14 protein-coding genes are annotated in these 20,494 nt (G+C 50.2%); 3 read left to right on the forward strand and 11 right to left on the reverse strand.

Annotation, left to right across the window (positions count from 1 at the left end; all coding sequences use genetic code 11):
• Positions 1-74: 74 nt before the first annotated feature.
• The 6 genes from Pla110_RS10205 to Pla110_RS10230 form a co-directional block, all read right to left on the reverse strand.
• Positions 75-1,097: an SMP-30/gluconolactonase/LRE family protein gene (locus Pla110_RS10205; protein ID WP_231742967.1), complete on the reverse strand. Its 1,023-nt coding sequence runs from the start codon at positions 1,095-1,097 to the stop codon at positions 75-77.
• A gap of 138 nt (positions 1,098-1,235) precedes the next feature.
• Positions 1,236-2,639 carry a porin gene (locus tag Pla110_RS10210; RefSeq protein ID WP_144995673.1) on the reverse strand — a complete coding sequence of 468 codons (1,404 nt, stop codon included), beginning with the start codon at positions 2,637-2,639 and terminating at the stop codon, positions 1,236-1,238.
• A 352-nt stretch (positions 2,640-2,991) separates the two neighbouring features.
• The gene (locus Pla110_RS10215) at positions 2,992-3,819 is read right to left on the reverse strand and encodes a glycerophosphodiester phosphodiesterase family protein (protein ID WP_144995674.1); all 828 of its coding nucleotides are present in this window, start codon (positions 3,817-3,819) and stop codon (positions 2,992-2,994) included.
• Between the two features lie 97 nt (positions 3,820-3,916).
• On the reverse strand, positions 3,917-5,404 hold the full coding sequence (locus tag Pla110_RS10220; RefSeq protein ID WP_144995675.1) for a glutamate synthase subunit beta: 1,488 nt from the start codon (positions 5,402-5,404) through the stop codon (positions 3,917-3,919).
• A gap of 142 nt (positions 5,405-5,546) precedes the next feature.
• Positions 5,547-10,136, reverse strand: a complete 4,590-nt coding sequence (gene gltB / locus Pla110_RS10225) for a glutamate synthase large subunit (RefSeq protein ID WP_144995676.1) — start codon at positions 10,134-10,136, stop codon at positions 5,547-5,549.
• Between the two features lie 308 nt (positions 10,137-10,444).
• Positions 10,445-11,398, reverse strand: a complete 954-nt coding sequence (locus Pla110_RS10230; protein ID WP_144995677.1) for a LysR family transcriptional regulator — start codon at positions 11,396-11,398, stop codon at positions 10,445-10,447.
• A gap of 584 nt (positions 11,399-11,982) precedes the next feature.
• On the opposite strand from Pla110_RS10230, the gene Pla110_RS10235 reads away from it, so the two are divergent.
• Both Pla110_RS10235 and Pla110_RS10240 read left to right on the forward strand, forming a co-directional pair.
• Positions 11,983-12,312, forward strand: a complete 330-nt coding sequence (locus tag Pla110_RS10235; RefSeq protein ID WP_144995678.1) for a hypothetical protein — start codon at positions 11,983-11,985, stop codon at positions 12,310-12,312.
• 277 nt (positions 12,313-12,589) lie between these two features.
• Positions 12,590-13,906 carry a hypothetical protein gene (locus tag Pla110_RS10240; RefSeq protein ID WP_144995679.1) on the forward strand — a complete coding sequence of 439 codons (1,317 nt, stop codon included), beginning with the start codon at positions 12,590-12,592 and terminating at the stop codon, positions 13,904-13,906.
• 143 nt (positions 13,907-14,049) lie between these two features.
• Here the strand turns inward: Pla110_RS10240 and Pla110_RS10245 are convergent, their stop codons facing one another.
• The 4 genes from Pla110_RS10245 to nadC all read right to left on the reverse strand — a co-directional run bounded on the left by Pla110_RS10245 (position 14,050) and on the right by nadC (position 17,492).
• Positions 14,050-14,262: a hypothetical protein gene (locus tag Pla110_RS10245; protein ID WP_144995680.1), complete on the reverse strand. Its 213-nt coding sequence runs from the start codon at positions 14,260-14,262 to the stop codon at positions 14,050-14,052.
• A 433-nt stretch (positions 14,263-14,695) separates the two neighbouring features.
• Positions 14,696-15,943, reverse strand: a complete 1,248-nt coding sequence (locus Pla110_RS10250) for a sialidase family protein (RefSeq protein WP_144995681.1) — start codon at positions 15,941-15,943, stop codon at positions 14,696-14,698.
• A 104-nt stretch (positions 15,944-16,047) separates the two neighbouring features.
• Entirely contained in the window at positions 16,048-16,332 is a 285-nt protein-coding gene (locus tag Pla110_RS10255) for an RNA polymerase subunit sigma (protein WP_144995682.1), read from the reverse strand.
• Positions 16,333-16,595: 263 nt separating this feature from the next.
• Entirely contained in the window at positions 16,596-17,492 is an 897-nt protein-coding gene (gene nadC, locus Pla110_RS10260; protein ID WP_144995683.1) for a carboxylating nicotinate-nucleotide diphosphorylase, read from the reverse strand.
• 281 nt (positions 17,493-17,773) lie between these two features.
• On the opposite strand from nadC, the gene ald reads away from it, so the two are divergent.
• The gene (ald, locus tag Pla110_RS10265) at positions 17,774-18,874 is read left to right on the forward strand and encodes an alanine dehydrogenase (RefSeq protein WP_144995684.1); all 1,101 of its coding nucleotides are present in this window, start codon (positions 17,774-17,776) and stop codon (positions 18,872-18,874) included.
• A gap of 42 nt (positions 18,875-18,916) precedes the next feature.
• On the opposite strand, the gene Pla110_RS10270 is transcribed toward ald, so the two are convergent.
• The gene (locus Pla110_RS10270) at positions 18,917-20,401 is read right to left on the reverse strand and encodes an SLC13 family permease (RefSeq protein ID WP_144995685.1); all 1,485 of its coding nucleotides are present in this window, start codon (positions 20,399-20,401) and stop codon (positions 18,917-18,919) included.
• Positions 20,402-20,494: the final 93 nt, after the last annotated feature.

Genomic DNA, 20,494 nt, shown 5'->3' on the forward strand with positions numbered 1-20,494 from the left:
AACATTCGCGCGCGAGAAGATTGGATACCATTACTCAGCGCGCGAAGGTTGTTTTGAATTCGGAAAAAGAGTGACTACCAACCAGCCCCTTTGGTTGTAGTTTCCAAACGAAGCAAGTGCGAGTCGGCGGTGATGTAGAGACTGTGGCCATCGTTGCCCCAACCGCAGTTGGCCGTGGGAACACCAGTTTCGATGACACCCAGAAGAGTCGCATCAGGAGAGAAAATGAGGACTCCTCCCGGGCCTGTGGCAAACAGGTTACCTTTGGCGTCTACTTTCAGGCCGTCCGGTAAGCCTGGTTTCTTGCCGACTTCGTTGGTGATGTCATAAAAGAGCTTGTCTTCGCCAAGGGTACCATCTTCATGGACCACGAACTCACGCCAGATCGCAGCATCGGGATCGGACTGGGCGACATACAATTTTGATTCATCGGGAGAAAATGCCAAACCGTTGGGACGTGTCATTTCATCGGTGAGCAAAGTCAAGGTGCCGTCGGTTGAGAGTCGATATACGCCGCAGAAATCAAGCTCACGTCGAGCGTCGTTTGCACGATCGGGAAGACCATAGATGGGGTCTGTGAAGTAAATGTCGCCGTTCGATTTCATGACGAGGTCATTCGGGCTGTTAAGCCGTTTCCCCATGTAGTTATCAATAAACGTCCGTTTGCCTCCTCCTTTGGTCAATACGGAGACACGGCGGTCACCATGTTCGCACGACATGAGTTGCCCCTCTTTATCGAGTGCCAAACCATTTGAGCCAGGCTCCAAACCGTAATAGTCGTGCCCGGTGTAACCTGACGGATTGAGGAAGACGGAGATCCCCTCCCCTTCTTTCCACTTCATCACCGAGTTGCGAGGGATATCGGAGAATAGAAGATAACCACCTTCAGCAATCCACACGGGGCCTTCCGCCCAAGTGAATCCGGAAGCCAATTTCGTAACGGTATTTTTTTGTGGGATGATGTCGTTCAGCCGATCGTCCAGTCGGATGATTTTACCAAAGCCTTTTTCAGCAGCATTTGCATTCATCGTAAACAGGACTCCACAAAACAGCAGGACAAAGCATAGACCTGTGCACCAAGTGCGATAGTTTTTCATAATGATTCCATCCCGGACAATACATCAAAAGAGATCGCCACTGGTGGCGACGTAAAAGTGATGCATCCATCGTACGAAATCATTCCATAAACGCAAGCCGATGAGAACTTTCAGTACATTGCTGAAATGATAGGGTGTCTAGAACTCGGCTTGAACCTGTGTACGAAATAACAAACCATCGTCGCCGACGAGAATATCGCTACTGGTATTCTGGAGTGGGCTGTCAATAACTCGTGTGACATCGAAGGATAGACGCAGGTAAGGATTGGAGAGTGGATAGTAATTCAGGCCCGCCGCAATTTCGCGCCCGCGACCATAGAACCCATCGATTTCTGAATATCGGGCGTTCGCGTCAAGTTTCTGGGGAATCAGAAAGCGTCCCCCTTCCACATAAAAACCATGCTGCATTAAGTCAGTCATGGGGAGTGCTGCGTCTCCTTTTAATTGTTCCAACCAGAGTAGGTAAAGTTCTGCGTCGAAACTCCAGCCTTTGTATTTGAATGCCCCATCGATGCTGTAGAAGTAGATGTCGACATCAGAAACGGTCACCCCTGGAGCAAGTGCTCCAGTGTCCGTCAGTCGTGTACCGTCGGTTAATCTGATGAAATTAGTTTCCGGCAAAGGGCTCCCTCCGGTCGCCTCCGAGGTGGGAGAATAAACAAAAGAGTGTCCGACTCGAACGAGGAGGGAATCGCGATCTTTGGCATCGTCCAGCGTATTTCCGTAATCACCAAGCGGGTCTAAATAGCTGGTCCCCGCAAAAGTTAAGCGGTCATCGGTGCTGGTTTCGGGGAGGTTCGCTGTACGGTAACCATTCCCTACCATTAACTCATAATATGCGTTTCCCGGAAGATCTCCCACGGCCCAGATACCCACCGTCCGGTCTGGTCGAAAGAAGTCGGTGGCCATGGGGCGATCGATTAGTCGAGTACGACGTGCGCCCAGCAACCACTGTCGGCTGGCGGAGACTTTTCGTTTTCCTACTTGAATGGAAAAAGAGTCGTCGAATTTCCACGCCCAGTAATAGTCAAAGAAATCGAGTTGATGACCACCGTCGGTGTCCCCATCAATCTGCGTGAAATAAGTAAGCCGCTCATCGAGCACATGCCCGGATAGTACCAATCGGGCACGCTCGATATCGAAAGCATTGCGATTCTCAACAGGATGAGTGATACCGGCGTTATCAGTCCACGATTCGACATGACTATTAAAATCATGATGACGAAACTGAAACCAACCGTTGACTTTGAGCGAAAACGGCGTGTTGCTTCCATCTCCGGGAGTTAGAATGAGCCCGCGATCATATCGAATCGAACCATCGTCGATCTTAGCTATCGATGTTTCTAACCTCAGTTCTTGTTTGAGCTGCTGAAGTTCGGACGACTGTAATTGAAGCTCTCGCTCCAAATGTTCGATCCGATTTTCCGTCGCCGAGATTTCATCCGCGTGGCATTCAATCGCTAAACCCACGGCTACGGTCAGCAATGCGACCAGGTAAAACGTGGTGCGGAGCAGCATTGAATTAGTAGACGGGACGAACATTCCAGATTCCTTACGCTACACCGTCGATCCAGGCAAATAGATTCAGCGAAGAAGAAACATTGAACGCGAATGTAGTACGCGTTCATAATTGAAAATTGCGCGCAGTTTCGATCGGACTGGCTTCCGGTAGACTCGATTCGCTAAATAATCAACGGGTGAGGCGGGACGGAAATATATCAACGATAAGATTCTGTTGAAAGCCCGAAAATGGGTCCCTTCTGCAGAGAACGACTGTCAAAGTGACAAATTCTGCCCATTTGGCAAATAGCCCAAACTACGCGAAGTTACGCATGGATCGCCGGATTTCCGTCATTTAAAGGCTCGCACTGATCTGCCCTGTTTACCTTGAACATCAGTGAAGTCCTTTGGTTTTCAGAAACTCGATTAACTCGTTCGGTCGATCCGACTGAATTCCAGTCGCCTTTAAAATGAGTCCCCGTTCCCAGCCCATTTTATTGTCAGAATCGCCAAGGCAATCGAACCAGAGTTCGGCACCCAGTTCGCGAGCGAGTTCCGCTTGCTGATCCGTCCAGTCACTCAGGTTTCCATCGAGTGTTTCCGGTTTGACGTCCCGCATGATTTGTTTCAGTTTCTCTTCCGTGTCTGGATGGCCCATCATGACTCGGATTTGCGGAGCATGTTGTTTGTACGCTTTCACTGTTTTTGCGGAGTAGCAATACACGATCGTCTGCTCGATCATGTCGAATTCGTTAAGAAGCCTCACCACTTGACTGATATCGGCGTTCTTATGGTCGACATAGACGCCGATCTTTCCCTGGCAGGTTTCGAGGCATTCTCGGAAAGTCGGGATTCGTGTTCCTTTCCACTCTTCTCCCCTTTTGATGCCTGCATCAAGTGACTGGACTTCCGTCAAAGTCAGTTCGGCTAATTTACCATGCCCGTTGGTGGTTCGGTCAACGGTGGAGTCGTGCAGGACAACCAGATGTCCGTCCGCAGTCGTCCGAACATCGAGTTCGACATAATCACAGCCAATGTCGATGGCGGATGTGATCGCTGGAATCGTATTCTCAGGGAAATTAACATGATGTGCGCGATGGGCGACGACTTGGATTTGGGTGGGTTCGTCGTCTGCGAAACTGCCTTGTGAGGACATCATTGAAATACAGGCCAAACTGAAAAGTTTCAGATAATTCGCACGGAAGGAGTGAAGGGACCGCATTGATCATAGTCCATGAAAAAAAGCTGTAGAGAAGGTTGTCTTCTCTACAGCTTCAGAAAATATTCGGAGCAGGTCAAGAGACCTGTTTAATACGTGATTAACCTGGAAGTTGGGTTGATCCCATCAGGTAGCGGTCGCATTCGCGAGCGACGCCTCGGCCTTCGTTAATCGCCCAGACGATAAGTGATTGGCCGCGACGGCAGTCACCAGCGGCGAAAACGCCATCCACATTGGTCGCGTAATTACCGTATTCGGCTTCGTAATTGGAGCGGTTGTCACATGTGACGCCCAATTGCTCGGCAACTGGAGATTCAGGGCCCAGGAAACCAAGAGCAAGGAAAACGAGGTCGGCTTTGAGAACTCGCTCTGTACCTGGAATCGGACTGAAGGGGGCCCCACCCGGAATAGGTTTGGACCAGTCTACTTCGACTGTTTTCAGACCAGTCAAATTACCCTTGTCATCGCCGATAAACTCGACCGTGGAAACTTGAAACTGTCGTGGATCATCACCGAAGACAGCCGCCGCTTCCTCGTGACCGTAATCGACGCGGAAGATCTTAGGCCATTGAGGCCAGGGATTGTCAGCAGCTCGTTCTGTAGGTGGTTCAGGAACGATCTCCAGGTTGACCAGTGATTTGCAGCCATGTCGCATGGAAGTTCCAAGGCAGTCGTTTCCGGTGTCTCCACCACCAATTACGATAACGTGTTTATCCTTCGCAGTGATGTAGTTGTCATCTTCCAAGTTACTGTCGAGCAGGCTTTTGGTGTTCTGATGGAGGAATTCCATAGCGAAGTGGACGCCTTTAAACTCTCGTCCAGGCATATTGAGATCGCGAGGTTTAGTCGCTCCAGTGCAAAGCACGACGGAGTCAAAATCTTTCTTCAACTGTTCCGCCTGAATGTCTTTTCCGATTTCCATATTGGTAACGAACTTGATACCCTCTTCTTCAAGCAGTGTAACGCGTCGTTCGACCACGGGCTTTTCCAGTTTCATACTGGGAATACCGTACATCAACAAACCACCGATGCGATCAGACCGTTCATAGACAGTGACTTCATGCCCTGCTTTGTTCAGCTCTGCTGCTGCGGCCAGGCCTGCGGGACCGGAGCCGACGACAGCCACTTTTTTGCCCGTACGCGATTCGGGAGGACAAGCAACGACCCATCCCTCTTCAAATCCACGGTCGATGATGGAAACTTCATTATGCTTGATCGTCACTGCAGGTTCGTTAATTCCCAGCACGCACGAACCTTCACAGGGGGCGGGACAAACTCGGCCGGTGAATTCCGGGAAGTTATTAGTCAGGTGAAGACGATCCAAGGCTTCGCGCCAGCGATTGCGGTAGATCAGATCGTTCCATTCGGGGATCAAGTTGTTAACCGGACAACCAGAAGCCATATTGGCGATCAGATCGCCTGTATGGCAGAACGGAACGCCACAGTCCATGCAGCGTGCGCCCTGGCTGCGCATTTCATCTTCACTCATGTGATTATGAAATTCATTCCAGTCCAGAATACGCAGTTTGGCGTCGCGATCTGACGGTAATTGACGTTCAATTGATTTAAAGCCGGTAGGGTCACCCATTGTGAATCTCGTTTTGTAATCTAAGCACAAATTAAATAGTAATCGCTGCAAGTGGTTGAGTTCGAAGGGGGGCAATCCGCCCCGCGAACTCCTTCTGAACCAGATGCATCTGACCGACTCATGTCGATGCCAGTTTCTGGCCTCAGGCTGTGGTCACTGCTGCTTCGGGTTCTTCGCCCTGACTTTCCTGTAACGCCCGTTTGAAATCGCGGGGCATGACTTTCCGGAAGGAGTCGAGAGCCGTATCCCATTCCGACAGAATCTCGCTGGCGACAGTCGAACCGGTGTATTCAAAATGCTTGGTAATGTACTCTCGCAGATCGGCGACATCGTCACCTTCCAGCTCATCCAGGTCGACCAGTTCCATGTTGCAATTCATGGCGAAAGTATCGTTCGGATCGTAAACATAGGCGATCCCTCCCGACATTCCCGCCGCGAAGTTGCGTCCAGTTGGGCCAAGAATGACAACTCGTCCGCCCGTCATGTATTCACAACCATGGTCGCCAACACCTTCGACGACAGCGGTCGCTCCCGAGTTCCGTACACAGAACCGTTCTGCAGCACGGCCGCGGAAGTAAGCTTCTCCACTGGTGGCACCATACAAAGCAACGTTTCCAAGAATGACGTTTTCTTCCGGAACGAAGGAGGACTCTTTGGGTGGGTAGATCGCAATCTTTCCACCAGAGAGACCTTTACCGACGTAGTCGTTGGCATCACCTTCGAGTTCGATAGTGACCCCTTTGACCATCCAGGCACCGACGGACTGTCCTGCGGCGCCAGTACAACGGATGTAGATCGTATCTTCGTCGAGAGCATCAGCTCCCTGATGTTTGGAAACTTCGTGGCTGAGCATCGTCCCGAAGGCTCGGTCCGTATTTTTCAGACGTCGCTCCAGGCGAATTGGCTCGCGATTCTGAATGGCAGATTGGCACTCTTCGATCAAACCGACATCAAGTACATCTTCGAGACCATGATTCTGGTCCCGAGTACAGTAAGTGTCGACATTGTCATGTGGTTTTTTGGCTAACGTCAGGATTGGCGTCAGGTCAATTCCTTCCGCTTTCCAATGATCTATAGCTTTATCCGTTTCCAGCATGTCACAGCGTCCCACCATCTCGTTGATGGTACGGAAGCCGAGTTCGGCCATGATTTCTCGACATTCTTCGGCAACCATGAACAGATAGTTGACGACATGTTCGGGAGCTCCGTTGAACTTAGCCCGCAAGATCGGGTCTTGTGTCGCAATACCAACCGGGCAAGTATTCAAGTGACATTTCCGCATCATGATACAACCAAGTACAATCAGCGGAGCCGTCGCGAAACCGAATTCTTCGGCTCCCAGCATACAGGCGATGGCGACATCGCGGCCAGTTTTCAGTTGACCGTCTGTCTGCAATCGGACTCGGCTACGCAGGTCGTTCATCACGAGTGTCTGGTGGGTTTCAGAAATGCCGAGTTCCCAGGGCAGCCCTGCATGTTTGATACTGGTCAGCGGCGAAGCCCCTGTGCCACCGTTGTCACCCGAAATTAGAATATTATCCGCATGACCTTTGGCGACACCCGCGGCAATCGTACCGACTCCGACCTCGGAAACCAGCTTCACACTAATGCGTGCGGATGGGTTCGAGTTTTTCAGGTCGAAGATCAGCTGAGCCAAGTCTTCGATCGAGTAAATGTCGTGGTGAGGTGGCGGACTGATCAAACCGACGCCAGGCGTCGAGTGCCGGGTCGCGGCGATGATTTTATTAACCTTGTGTCCGGGGAGTTCTCCCCCTTCACCTGGCTTGGCACCTTGTGCGATTTTAATTTGAATTTCGTCAGCGTTGGTCAGGTACCAACTGGTGACTCCAAATCGACCGGAGGCGACTTGTTTGATCGCCGAGCGACGCAAATCGCCATTGCTGTCAGGGCTAAATCGCTTTGAGTCTTCACCCCCTTCTCCGGTGTTGCTCTTGCCGCCAATTTTATTCATGGCGATGGCAAGAGATTCGTGAGACTCGGCCGAGATTGAACCGTAGCTCATGGCACCGGTGCAGAATCGTTTCACGATGTCGGTTGCCGATTCGACTTCGGTGAGAGGAATTGCTGTTCCTGATTTGATTTTCAGCATTCCACGCAGTGAGGTTTCCGGATTCACTTTTTCGTTGATCAGTTTAGAGAACTGATTGTACGCTTCCCGGTTCTTCGATTTGGATGCTGCTTGCAGACTCGAAATCGAATGCGGGTTCCACGCATGTTTTTCGCCATTTTTGCGGTAATGGAATTCACCATTGTTGGGCAGTTGAGTGATTCGTTCCGTTTCACGCGGCGGGTACCCAATTTCGTGACGACGAATCGCTTCTTCGGCGACGATGTCGAGTCCGATCCCTTTGATGCGGCTGGCGGTTCCGATGAAAGAGCGATCAATGACTTCGCTATTCAGGCCAACGGCCTCGAAGATCTGTGCCCCTTTGTAACTGGCGAGTGTCGAGATCCCCATTTTGGCGAAGACCTTGAGCATGCCTTTCTTTACACCGGTGCGGTAGGTTTTGACGATTTTCTCGTGGGTCCACTCTGATTCAAGCACACCATCTCGTACGGCCTGGAACATCGCCTCGAAGGCAAGGTATGGGTTAATCGCGTCGGCACCATAGCCCGTCAGCAGGCAGAAGTGATGCACCTCGCGTGCTTCTCCAGATTCCAATACCAAGCCAATTCGCGACCGAAGCTCGTTTCTTACGAGATGGTGATGAACTGCTCCCGTGGCCAGCAAGGTGCTCAACGCAATTCGCTCGGCGGAGACGGCACGGTCGGATAGGATGACAAGACTGTAACCGTCCTGAATCGCCTGTTCGCTCTCCGCACAGATACGGTCAAGTGCAGTACGAATTCCAGATTTGCCTTCGTCCAGCGGATAAGTAATGTCGATCGTTTTGGTTTTCCAACCCCGATGATCGAGTGATTTCATCGCTGAAAGTTCTTCGTTCGTCAAAATCGGGTGTGGTACCAGTAGACGGTGAGCATCTTCTTCGTTGCTGTCGAGCAGATTGCCTTCTGGACCGATGTAACATTCCAGTGACATGATCACTTCTTCGCGGATCGAGTCGATCGGTGGGTTGGTCACTTGAGCGAAGAGTTGTTTGAAGTAATCGTAAAGCATCCGTGGTTGATCACTGAGGCAGGCGATTGCAGCGTCGTTGCCCATGGAACCAATAGGATCCTTTTTCGCTTTCAGCAGAGGCAACAGGAAGAACTGTATCGTCTCCAGACTGTAGCCGAATGCTTGCATTTTACGCAGCAGTTCATCTTCGCTGAACAATTCAGGAGTATCACCGGTAGGCAGTTCGCTCAATTCAATTCGTTGATTGATAAGCCACTCTTTATAGGGGCGTGCCTGAGCGTATTCGTGTTTGAGTTCTTCATCATCAATAATACGACCCTGTGCAAAGTCGACCAGGAACATCTTTCCAGGTTGCAGGCGTCCTTTGTGAGCGACGTTTGCCGGATCGATATCGAGGACACCTACTTCACTCGCCATGATGACTTTGTCATCTTTGGTGATGTAGTAGCGACTGGGACGAAGACCATTTCGGTCCAGCGTAGCACCAATGTATTTACCATCAGTGAAACTGATCGAAGCGGGACCGTCCCAGGGTTCTGATTTCGTTGAGAAGTATTCGTAGAAGGCGCGTTTGTCTTCAGGCATGGAAGAATGATTCTGCCAGGCTTCGGGAATCATCATCATCATGCATTCAGGAATTGGGCGACCGCTTAGCAGTAGCAGTTCCAGAACGTTGTCGAAGTTACCAGAGTCCGAACAGTGATCTTCGACGATCGGGAACAGTTTCTGAAGATCCTCCCCGAACAGTTCGCTGGAAATATTTCCCTGGCGGGCGTCCATCCAGTTTTTGTTTCCACGCAACGTGTTGATTTCACCATTGTGGCTCATGAAGCGACAAGGTTGTGCCCGGTCCCAACTTGGGAAGGTGTTCGTCGAAAAGCGGGAGTGTACCATCGCTAAATGGCTGTGATAATCTTCGGCTTGTAAGTCGAGGAAGAATGGCCGGACCTGCCACGTGGTCAACATCCCTTTATAAATGATGACTTTGGTCGATAGCGAGCAGATGTAGAACTGCAAAGCCTGTTTCATGCTTCCTTCACGAAGCTGATGACTCGCCAGTTTACGAATTGCAAACAGCTGGCGTTCTAGCGCTTCGGAATCGAGTCCATCTGCAGCGGCAATATAAAGCTGTTCCATGACAGGTTGGCAGTTGAGTGCCGAGGGACCAATGTCGGCAGCAATCTTGTCGGTCGGCAGTTCACGCCATCCCAGAAACTTCTGTCCCTGGTTCGCGATCAGTTGCTCGACGACTTTTTTGCACTCGGCACGTTCGGCGTCATCCTGTGGCAGGAAGACGTTTCCTACGCCGTACAAACCCTTGGCGGGCAGTTCGACGCCCAACTCTTCCTTTGCGACGCGAACGCAGAAACCGTGAGGCACGGCGGTCAAAATACCGGCACCATCACCCGTATTCTCTTCGCATCCGCAGGCGCCCCGATGTTCCATGGTCGTCAGTACGCTGATGGCGTCTTCGACGATTTGATGGCTCTGTTCCCCTTTGATGTGGGCCACGAAACCGATCCCACAGTTTTCATGTTCGTACTGGGGGTCATACATTCCCTGGGCAACAGGTAACGTTCCATTGGTGACCAGATGATTGGTAGACGCAGTTGGAAGGGTGGTATCTGTCATATTAGTCGCTCAGATAAAGGGAGGGTCAGGCAAGCGGAAGCCCGCCATCACCGATTGAAGTACTACTTTTACTGGTATACGAAAACGGAACTTCCATGACGACCGGTCGCGTGGAAACGATGTCGGCATAAGAATTCAGTTTTATATTTCAAATTTGATTGTCGTTGTTCAATTGTCTTGTTTAGTTTTCAGACCGTTAATAATTAGCCTGCCATGGAGCAGTAGCTTTCACGGAGACTGTTTGTAATTAACCGAAAGAAACTGAAGACAAACATGAGAACCAAAAGACTGGAGAGAGAAACAGGTTCTCATATATTTGAGTTCGCGGCCTCCTGCCGCACATGGGCACGGTAATGATCGTTCACCATGCTTACATCGTCCACAAAATCATTCTGCAGCATTTCCACAAATCGTTGTGCGGCGATGCTTAATTGTTTATGTCGACGATGCACAATTCCGAGAGGACGAACCCATTCCACACCGACGAGGCGAATCGCCTTTAAGGTGCCGAGAACTTCCTCGCGAACGACTGTTGGATGAGGCAGCAGAGAGATACCTGCGCCGGCTTCAACAGCCCGTTTTACGTTTTCAATGTCATCAAATGTATGGGTGATATCGACTTGAACGCCTTCTTCTTTCAACCAGCGGTTGATCTGCCTTCTGATTTTTAGTTCAGACGACAATGCAATAAACGGTTCACCGTTGATTGCGGAAGGTGCGATTTCGGATCGTGCCGCTAATGGGTGATCAGCCGGGACTACCAGCACAATCTCCTGTTTCTGCCAGGGTAGGCAGCTGTTCTCTCCCCCTTCTCTGGGAAAGGAGAGCAAGCCGAAATCGACCCGATCCTGAAGGACCTGTTCGTAGACATCGTCGGGATGTGAATAACTGAGTTGAATATCAATACCGGGGTATTGCTGCTGGAACTTTTTGATAAATCGTTCCATGCTCAGCAGGCCAACGGAGTAAATCGCTGAAATACGTATGCGGCCGGTGACATCATCCTGAATCGTTTTGAGACTTTCTTCGACCTGCCTGAACCGATCGAGAATATCGCGACATCCTGTAAGAAACACCTGACCTGCCGCAGTCAATTCCAGAGGACGGGTGGAGCGATTGATTAACTGTACGCCCAACCGTTCTTCCAGCGACTGCACCGCCTGACTTGCTGAAGATTGTGAGATGTGAATAACCTTCGCCGCTTTGGAAAAGCTGCGATTAGTTGCCACTTCACAGAAGATTTCAACATTCTTCAAGTGCATTTCAGGCTCACATGTCAAAAAGACATACTATCAGGAAAAGCGATACAATGTCCTGCTTCGATTCACAGGGACGGATATTTAAACCCGTAAACAGCCAATCGTCAAGTCTTCAGACTGTCAGGACGACTTTTCCTGATCATTTTTCAGCCATTCAGGGTGAATAGCTTAACTATTGTCTCTCCCTTTTCAAACAAGGTGCATGCTCTTAAAGTCAATGAAATAAACTAGTTAGGGAGAATAATCCATATCAACTGCAGTCATCGTCGCTCGATGGATGCGATTCTCATTTCGCTGCCGTTCTCTGTTCGTTTGTGGGCCTCTGTGAGGCGGACAGTTTCTCGATTTGGCCGCGATTTCCCTGATCGGGCAGTATCGACAGAATCGATATTAGCTCCTGTCCTGAATGCAGCGAAGTTGATATAGCGATTGTTCGAGCTGTTCGGGATATGGAAGCTTTTTCCATTCTCAGGACAGTATTCGGGCTGGTTTGGTTCGGAAATTGGCAATGTGCAGGTCGATGAAGAAGAGGTCTCTCCCCTACCCGACTCTCATATAAAGTGAGTCAGTTTACTGAGGAAAAATGAATGCCCACCGAGAAAACAGACATCGTAAAGGAATTACGATTGCGCAGCTGGGCTCGACAAAACTATGTCGCTCCAGCAGATCGGTCAACGGATTGGCACCCCATCGTTTTAGATGAAATGAATCGACGCGACGTGGAAGCGGCCGCGATGCAGGAAGATATCGCTGCCTGGCAACAAACAAAAACCAGTCCTTCCTCCATCGTCCCCCTTATTCCGGGAAGCCTGCTCAAGCTGCACCCTCCCCATAAGGAAGTTCCGGCTCCAAAATTCATGAGCCAGGTACAATCTGCAGCAATTCGCGAAGAACTCGCCCGTTCAGGTTGGTATTAGGAGTTGAGCTAAGCAGTTCTCCCTGTATTGACCTCAGAATATCTAATCTAAAAAATAGACCGCCTCGATCATAACGAATCGAGGCGGTCTCATTTATGCGGCGACTGTTCTCATTGCAGGATGTTAGACGGCTGTCCTAGAATGATTCTCTCATCTGTACCGGTCATCGCTTGTTAAAAAGTGCCTGGGCAGAAAAGCACGCGGATATAAGGGAGAGGTGATGTTGCGGAACGGAATCCAGGCAAGCGATCGAATTCTTCATTGGAACTCTTTGGGGATGCGTTCGGTCGTTGCGACAGCGATAGCGAGTCTCTTGCTGGGGGTGAGTCTGTCGGGATGTTCTTCGAAAGAGGAAGTAGATTCTTCCCGAACGAACTCCGTAGACAATAAGGGAGTGGCCAAGCTCAAAGAGTCGCAGTCCATTGCTCCGGAAGAGGCTCTGCGTCATTTGGTCGAAAACTTTCAGACTGAACCGGAACTTGTCTGGAATGCGTTGCCTGCCAGCTTTCAGGAATCTCTACAAAATCAACAGCAGATGTTGGCTAAGCGAATCGATCCTACAGCGTGGCAACAAATGAATCGACTGCTGGGGCAATTGTCTCAGTTGTTTGAAAAACATCGCGATGACATCCTGGATGCTCAAGACGAACAGCCTCTGCCGATGCTGGGTCGAATGAATGCATCGCAGTTGGATTATTTGCAGGGCATATTGAAATCGCTGTCGTCCGCACCCTTTGCGGACTTGGAGAAGCTTCAAAATCGAGAGTTCAGAGAACTCTGGATGGCGCTGGCCCCTCAACTGTTCAAGCCTGTTTCCTCTCCTATTTCCAGTGAAAATACTAAGAGTACAAGCGAAACGGAACCTGAACCGGAGACGTTGCCCATACTCACGGACTATTTCGCAAGGTTATCACGTATTGATGTCAGTCTAGTGGAGCGTCAGGGGGACAAAGCGATCCTCAAGCTGGTTGATCCTCAGGTCCCCGACGAACCCTCGGAAATCGAGTTCGTCCTCGTCGAAGGGAAATGGATTCCAGCCAGCTGGAATGAATCGTGGCCACTCTGGATGGGGCGAACCAAGCTGGTACTCGATCAATTCGCCAACTACCTGAATGGTTTTGCCCTTGCGCAGTCCAGGCAGATACAGGAACTGGAAGATAGGTTGATGCAATTGAATACCATCGACGACCACGATGAGTTTGTAGTCGCGTGGCAGGGATCGATGCAGGAACTGAACGCACGATTGCCTGTCGCCTCTCGATTTTCAGTACCAACTAAAATAGACGCGCAACCTGCTCGCCAACCTTTGGAGGAGATTGATATTCAGTCTACGGCGGTCATCGTGATTTCGCGTCCGCTCTCCAAAGCGGAAATCAAAACGTATTCGGCATTGATTCTGGAACTTAGCCAGTATCCGGAAGTCGCCGTACTATTGCCGCCTGAAGTTGATCAGCAACAGACTCGATTTCGCCTGATGCCTGTTCCGGACGTGGAGGCGGTATCAAAGAATATAGGTTTTGGAACAGTCGAAAAAATCGATTCGGCAACAAACCAGATTCTGGTCGTTCTTCCCTCCGAAAACACCGGTCAATAAGGACTGCTGTTTCATGGGTGATTAAGAATCGGCGCACAAAAAAACCTGTCCGCCATATCGGGGACAGGTTAGTCGTATATTTCATCAGTGACGCTCGAAACGCCATGAGATTTTAGATCCCTCAAGGCTCTCTGTCGCAGTTTTTAGGCAGCTTCGGCAATATCGTCTTCCAAGTCTTCTTCGTCGTAAACCAGGTAATAGATATTGTTGATGGCGTCTTCCAGGTAAGCACGAATGTTTTCGCTTTCGACGGTTTCTGCCAGTGTTTCCAGATTACTGACAACGCGGTCAACTTCGTCGCTGGAAATCTCTTCGAAGTTTTCTTCTTCTACGGGGTCAATTAGCTCAGACATCATCGTGTTCCTTCGCGATAAAAATGCCCTGGGGTGGGTATAATAGTGTTTCGCAGGTCAACAATCAGCAACAACGCTGATGTTGGGGGGCCGGGTTTCAGGGGGTGTCCTGATTATTCGTATTCTGCCCTGTTCGATCGAGATTCGTCCGTGAATCGATTGAGAACAGACTTGCAGCGGCATTCCTGAGGTTGGGGCCACATGGCGGAATTATAGAAGATTTCCAAATTCTCCCAACCCCAGTCTTCGGGAGTGATATCGGTCGCAGGAGATCGGAGACTTGAGTCTGGAAAACAAGAAAAAAACGCGAAAAACGGATCACTTGGCAATCGTTCCCAAACATCTTTTTCCAACGTCTAAATTCTAAATTCGTCTCAGGTCTGACCTTAGGCTAAGAGCTGGTTATCAGGCAGACGAGCTCCCACCTAATGGGGAATTACGGTTTCCGGACCCAGTCTTCATCAAATCGAGCAACGGTGAGCAGAAAACTGCCAATGGGAGCTGTTCCGTCGGTACTTCTCCGTTCGTAAAAACAGAGAATGGTACCGTCATCCAGGGCCGCGAGATCGCTGTATCCGCTATAGCCTTCCTCCAGCGTGCGGTTGGCCATCCAGGATTGTCCTTCGTCTTCGCTCAGTTTGATCGATACATTCATTCGATCTCGCCCTTTTCCGGGTGCTTCTTTGCCATCACGGCGCGAGAGATTGTCTGGATTGGAAAAGGCAATTAACCCCGGATGATCGTTTGAAGGGTGGCGAACTCGAACGATGCCCGCCATGCAAATCGGTTCGAGTAGTTCATCGTCGAACGTGGGCTTAGTCCAACCAGTGGCACCATCGTCGCTAGTCGTAATGAGACGCCGGTTGTTTTTCGATTCACTTCGAGCGTTCAACATCACTTTGCCGTCGGCTAACTCCACGACGCTTGTTTCGTTAGGGTTGATATATTCGTCGTTGTCCGGGATAGCAATCTCGCCCCGCTGCCAGGTCTTTCCGTGATCATCACTGAAGATCGTCGAGGTAACTGACGGTCGATGGGCGTGTCCACCCGTTCCGAGCGAGAGCCATACGGGAATAACCAACCTGCCTTGCTTTGAGCCTTGACGAAGTTGGATGCCATGTCCGGGACCTGTAGCGATGACCTTCCAGTCGTAATCAGAACGAAACTTTTTGAACGTGTTCGTAATTTCAACAGGTTCTGACCAGGTGGCTCCTTCGTCATCACTTCGCATGTAAAAACAACGCATGTATTCCAGGCAGTAGAGAAAGTGAACTGTGCCTGTTTCGTGGTCGACAATCGCGACGGGGTTGTTCACGGTGTTCTCGCCCGGTGTGTCAAGATTCTGGGCCGCTGCGACTGGATTGATAGGAAGATCGCCCTCAACTTTGACGATTTTTTGTGCAGGCAGCCAAGTGGTACCACCATCCGTGCTGCGACGCATCATGACGTCGATTCGGCCCCAGTCTCCGCGGTCCCCTTTACGTGCTTCGCAGTAAGCAAGAATCGTTCCCTTTTCAGTAACGACGATCCCCGGAATTCGGAACAGTTTGTAACCATCCTCTCCGGCATGAAAAAGATCTGTCCGCGATACTTCTCCAGCAAAAGTGAATTGTCCTGCACTCACCAGAAGAGTAAATGCAAACAGACATAACAAAACTCGGAATGAGTAGATGGACGATTTCATCGGTAGCACCTGGTAGAAAAGTGGTCGTTGAAGGGAATCAAAAGCGGAGAGTCAATAGGTAATAGGACCGGTTTTTTTATACCCATTGGTGATAGGTGAAAGAACTATTTCTTTTTCGATTTTGTCTTTTTAGTTTTGGCTTTGGAAATCGTTTTCTTCGAGGACTTTTTAACCGACTTCTTTGCGGTCGCTTGCTTGCCTACGGTTTTCTTTTTAGAGCTCTTTTTCGCAGCGGTCTTTTTTGCAGCTTTCTTTTTTGTAGCGGCTTTTTTCGGAGCAGACTTTTTCTTTGCTGATTTCTTAGGTTTAGATTTGGCGTCTTCGAAAATGTTGTCCCAGTTACTGGCGAATTTTTTGGATGTTCCTGTGTGAACGGTATAGCCCGTCATGTCGATAGCTCTCCTTCAAGGGATAGTCGGCTGTAAGTAGGAATGCGAAATGAAAGTCAAACTGGAAATGAGCCCAGATTCAATTCGATTAACGATGCGAGGTTGAATTCAGTCGTTCAGGATTCCCTGGCCCAACTTTTGTATATTGAAATAGGGCTCACGAAACTAAAATGCCGTAACCGTTACTGATGGGAAACGGATACGGCGATTCGCAAATAAGTGTGTTTATGTCGTGCAACGCTCCAGCATAACGATTTGAATCGTTAACGCAATCGGGCAGACCAGTCGAAGGCAATGTCGAGCGCGACCGCCGAGTGAGTTAATGCTCCGATACTGATCCGATCAATCCCTGTTTCGGCGATTTCTCGAACCGTCTGTAAAGTGATTCCTCCCGAGGCTTCGAGCTTCGTCTTTTCGGACAAGTCGTTGCGTAGGCTAACGGCGTTTTTAAGTTGTTCGTTGGTCATATTGTCCAATAGCACAAACTCCGGTTTCGCCTCCAACGCATCCTGTAATTGATCAAGAGTGTCGACTTCCACTTCGATGGGAACGCGTAGAGGAGACTCTCGACGCGCTTGCTGAATGGCTGCCGCTACGGGGCTGCCCGTTTCCGCTTTCCATCCGGCGAGGTGATTGTCTTTGATCAAAATTCCGTCATACAACCCGATGCGATGGTTGGTCCCCCCTCCAGCACGGACGGCATACTTTTGTAAAAGTCGGTAACCGGGGAAGGTCTTTCGTGTATCCAGAATCTGGACATCAAGACCGGCGACTTCTTCCACAAATCGGTTGGTTAAGGATGCGACTCCTGAGAGCAATGTCAGGAAATTCAGCGCTGTTCGCTCGCCCGTTAATAACGAACGCAAAGGGCCGGAGACGGTCGCGATAACGGAACCTTCGATTAACGGGTCTCCATCATTCAATAATGATTTCCACTCGACCTCTGGGTCGTATTTGGAAAAAACATCTTTTGCTACGGGAAGCCCGGCCAGGACACCCGGTTGCCGAGCGACAATCTGAACTTCCGCATATTCCGTCTCAGGAATGATTGTTTGACTTGTTAAGTCACCGACACTGCTCAGGTCTTCCGTCAAAGCTAACTCGATTAAGGCCCGGGCAGCATCTCGTTCTGGTGGTCCGAAAAGCAATTTACTGTTCATGAATCTGATCTATTTAATGAGAGTCGGTGGTCTAAGGAAATGGGAGACGATTTATGGTGATCTCAAATTGAAAACTTGTTGATCCCTCAAGGGGGGCGTCGTCAGAGAATTATTGTAACAAGAGGAACTGGTTTTTTCTGACCCTTCTCTATTTCAGCTTCTTACTATTTGAGAGATGAGATTGCCGTTGAAGGTTCGAGTAGTGATAATGCATTTTTAACAAATGGGATTCAGTATTGCTGCAAATCGCTCCTCTTGCCTGATAGAAATGGATTCTTGAAATGATTGTTGGTGTTCCTCGCGAAGTGAAGTTGGACGAGTATCGGGTAGCGATGATTCCCGCGGGCGTGGAAGAACTCACCCGTGCCGGGCATCACGTCTTAATTGAACAGGATGCTGGTCTGGGAAGCGGACTCTTCAATGAAGAGTACGCCGAAAACGGGGCCGAAATCGTGGCAACAGCCCGTGAAATCTATGAACGGGCAGAGCTGATCGTCAAAGTGAAGGAGCCACAACCCGCTGAGTGGGAATTATTGCAACCGGGGCAAATGCTGTTTACTTATTTCCACTTCGCGGCAAGCGAAGACTTGACAGCCGCGATGCAAAAAGCGGGCATCACGGCGATTGCCTACGAGACATTAAAAGGAACCAAAGGCGATCTCCCACTTTTGACGCCGATGTCGGAAGTGGCGGGACGAATGAGTATTCAGCAGGGAGCCAAATATCTGGAACGCCCCCAGGATGGCCGGGGAATTCTACTGGGTGGCGTTCCCGGGGTCGCTCCTGCCCATATTGCAATTCTGGGAGGTGGTGTGGTTGGGAAAAACGCGGCGCAGATTGCCGCTGGGTTTCAGGCGGATGTTTGCATCCTCGATATTAATGTGGACCGGCTTCGGTATCTGGAAGATATCATGCCTCCCAACGTCAACACATTATACAGCGACCGGCACAATATCCGCGAACAGTTACAACGGGCTGATCTTGTGATCGGTGCCGTACTGATTCCGGGAGCAAAAGCACCGAAACTTGTCCTGGAAGAAGACCTCAACATGATGAAACCCAGGGCGGTGATTATCGACGTCGCCATCGACCAGGGAGGTTGCTTCGAAACAAGCCGCCCCACGACACATTCACAGCCAACATTCATCATAAATGAAATCGTTCACTACTGCGTCGCCAACATGCCCGGAGCCGTCGGAAGAACCAGTACCTACGCCCTCAATAACGTTACCTTCCCCTACGTGCTTCAGATTGCCAACTTGGGGTTGGCTAAAGCAGCGACACGAATCCCCGGAATTGTTTCCGCCATCAACATTCACAAAGGGAAAATTACCAATCAGGCTGTCGCCGAGACGTTCGGAATGGAGTTCGTCAGCTTTTAGAAAACATTAGATGAATTAGACGAAATTAACCCTCTTGAAAAATCAGAAAATCATTCCCAGTAATGTAACCCACGCTGCGCATATGGGGGGAGCAATCAGACCGAGGATGAGCCCGAGCTTCAGGAAGTCGCGAGAGCCGCATTTCTCGGTGGCATAGACCATCGCATTGGGGGGAGTTGCGACGGGTAGACACATCGCAGCAGAAGCGCACAGGGCGATGACAACTGCTGTTTCCAATTGCATATCCGGATTGAGAGAGACGCCCAGGGGAATGAGGATATTGGCTCCGGCTGTATTACTCATGAAATTGGAAAACAAGACCGTCGTATACCCCAGCAGCAGGATCAGCCAGAAACTGGAAATCGAATCTGTCGGTAAGTGTTCCACCATCCATCCCGATAGCCCTGTCATTGTGATTGTCTGGCCGAGCGCCAATCCCCCTGCAAGCAGAAAGAGGACGTCGTACTGTAGCGATCGAACATCGCGTGCTGTGAGAACGCCAGTAGTTGTGAAGACCACGATCGGAATAAAGGAAACGACGGCTGTCGGCAAACCATGCCACTGCCCCGTCATCCATAACAGGATGGTGATCAGGCAGGTACCGCTCACAGTGAGACGCTGCCAGCGGGCGATATGATGAATTTCGTGATCGGTATCAGTTGACGTTCCTGTCATTCTTGGAACTGTCATCTGTTCCAGAATCTGGTTGATAGAAACATCGCCTGTGAGATACTGCTTTTTTAGATAAAACGTTAACAGAAAAATGAGTAACAAAGCGGGTGGCAGCCCATACATCATCCAGTGCAGGAACGAGATCGAAATCGCGGGCTCCAGTTCTTGCAGACTACCGACCGCAATTGCGTTGGGGGGCGTTCCAATCAAGCTGCCCATGCCACCCAGATTGGCTCCGAGAGAAACTACAAGTACCAGGCCTGTGACATAATTTCCCGTATGCGATTTCGACCAGACGGGACGTAGCATCGCGAGAATCATCGCCGAGGTCGCCGTGTTGGAAATAAACATCGACAGCAGAAAGGTCGCTCCCAGCACAGATAGCATGAGGGAAAGCGGCGTCGTGTTTTTTCGTAAGATGAGTTTGTTGGCCAGTAGATAGTCGAGAGATGTTTTCGACATTCCCGCGGCCAGGACGAATCCTCCGAAGAATAGCCAGATCAGTGGGTGCCCCAAGACCTTAACGAATTCTTCCCAGTCGCGCGGAGTCTCCGCGTAGACATCGCCCGGTTGACCGAGGAGTGCGATTTGCAGGCCGATGATTAGGATGCCCACAGCGAAGGCTGGAATAGCGTCGCTGACCCACAGGCTACCGGCGAATAGCAGGATAAAGAGCGCCCGACGGGCTGCCGGTTCCAAATCGGTCGAATCCGGGACTATGTAAGCGATAGTCGTAGAGAGAAGCAGGCAGAACAGAAAAATCCAAACTTTGTGAGGAGATTTGATCTCCAGCATGCGAAAAATCGACCCGGCGACCTCGTGTCGTATCTGTGGGTCATTGGGCGAATAAGGCATAGAAACGGCACTTTTTCTGCAAATTGATCAAATCCGGCGAGCTGAGATCACTCTAATTCATCGTTTAGAAAGTAGCATAGGCTAAACAGGATG

Origin of the sequence: Polystyrenella longa, assembly GCF_007750395.1 — a bacterium.
Taxonomy (GTDB): Bacteria; Planctomycetota; Planctomycetia; order Planctomycetales; family Planctomycetaceae; genus Polystyrenella; species Polystyrenella longa.